Here is a 1183-nt window from a genome sequence, read left to right on the forward strand (position 1 = left end):
CTGAAAGGTCAATTTTCCCTTTTTGCCTCTGGAATTCTCAACCGACCTATGTAGTAATTAGCTTTCAGGTTTAAACCTAGCGTTTGGGGGACGTACTTATCATTAATTCGGGTAAAACTAGGCTTAGGGGTGTACCATAGATCGCTTCCAGTCCGACACTTAACCGAGGCGTGGGATGGTAAAGAACGCCTGTCCGAAACTGCACGGTAGCCTTGATTGTTGGGAATAGAGATCCTCCTTGGCTACCTCCAGGCATCGCTCCTCCAGGTTGCACCAACTACTCGAGCCCGGAAACTCGGCTCCCAGGGCTCCACTGACAGTCCATTCAAAGGGATTAAACCGAATAAGCCGCTGTTCTAATAAAGCTACTAAAGTGAAGAAGTTTTCTCTTCGGCTTACTTTGGCAGATAGTGGTTCAATGGTATATTCAGGATAATAACGAGTAAAATACGTTCGGCGGTAACCCCAAAGGGCTCCTATACGAAGCTGGGTCGGTTCACCATAGTCAAATCCTAACCAAAAACTAGTCTGTATGCCCGAACCCCAGTGTTGGTTTGATTGGTAGTGATGAGGATTTACAATTGATGCTTTACTCCATAGGGGCCCATGCTCAATCGATAACTGTGCATGAATAAAAGGGCTAAACAGTATTAATAAAATAGCAGTAAGAAAGTATCGTAGCATAGGAAGGCATAACTAGAGGTCTTTTTTAACCCAATTCTTTAAAATAGTATCGGCTTTTATGACATAGCGAATGTTGTAGGCCAAAGTTCTTGAAAAGCCGTCACTAACGGAAACTAGACTTGGCTCACAGTCACTTTTCCAGGTATAAAGCCTACAACCAACAGTTCGATCTGAAGAAAGATATTGTGAATTGTAACGAAGAATAATACTATCATGAGCTGCTAAGGGAGCAATCAGCAGCGAATCATATTTGATATTCTTATCTTCATCTTGTAAGCGTATGGCTAGGCGAGGAATTAATTCAGAGGTTTCGTTTACAATAGTAAAGGAAGTGTACGCTCGATCTTCAATTTCCGAGAAAGGTGTCTTACAGGAAGCAAAAAGGAAAGCCAGCAGCAAAAGGCTGGAGAACGGAATTCGCATTATTTACTAATCAGGTTGGTGAAAGGCTAAAGGTACGTCTTACTATATTATCTATTAAAGGCATGTTCGGTTAACA

1 protein-coding gene is annotated in these 1183 nt (G+C 42.3%); it reads right to left on the bottom strand.

Annotated elements, in window-relative coordinates; genetic code table 11:
- Positions 1-696: 696 nt before the first annotated feature.
- A complete protein-coding gene (locus BWI93_RS01800) occupies positions 697-1107 on the bottom strand; it encodes a hypothetical protein (protein ID WP_094808461.1) in 411 nt (136 codons plus the stop codon).
- Positions 1108-1183 lie beyond the last annotated feature (76 nt).

The sequence above is a fragment of the Siphonobacter sp. BAB-5385 genome, from assembly GCF_002261125.1.
GTDB lineage: Bacteria > Bacteroidota > Bacteroidia > Cytophagales > Spirosomataceae > Siphonobacter.

Bases quoted from the DNA above. Each gene is read 5' to 3' on its own strand.
- BWI93_RS01800 (WP_094808461.1), bottom strand. From the start codon at position 1,107: ATGCGAATTCCGTTCTCCAGCCTTTTGCTGCTGGCTTTCCTTTTTGCT.